At 47.3% G+C, this 497-nt stretch carries 1 protein-coding gene; it reads right to left on the reverse strand.

The genetic code is table 11. The features are described from left to right. Nucleotides 1-20: 20 nt before the first annotated feature. A partial coding sequence (locus A3756_RS27115; RefSeq protein WP_068552890.1) for a hypothetical protein occupies nucleotides 21-497 on the reverse strand: 477 nt, incomplete at its 5' end.

Genomic DNA, 497 nt, shown 5'->3' on the forward strand with positions numbered 1-497 from the left:
CTATTGGTGCTCTCTATGTGTTAGTTAATTTTGAACGCTCTGGCGATAGGTCGATGAACTGTAAATTGACTACTGGCTGAGATAAGAGCCTTGTTTTGTGGGTCGATAACTTGGACCGTGATCGTGTGTGTTCCTCTATTTAGGCTTGTTAGCAGCAAGCTCGCCCCTTTTTGTAATGCAACTTCGGCACCATCCAGCAGAAAGCGCAGTTTGTCCTCTGCTCTTAATGAAGGCTCTAATATGGTGCTTACAGTGATGTCACCCGTGCCTGAGTGGAGTGCGCTCCGGTCTATTGGTGCGCTAATAACAAGTGACTGGTAAAGAAAGCTGTCGTCTGTAGGTGCAGAGCTAAAACTTATGGGGCTTGGTTTTAGTGCAGGTATGGTTGGAACGGGTTCGACTTCCAAGGTGACGGCGTTGCTTTGTGGTTGGTCTGAGTACGATATGCTGCCATCTGGTTTTGTGACTTTATAGACGGTTGTTGTGCTGGTGCTTTC

The organism is Oleiphilus sp. HI0086 (assembly GCF_001635225.1).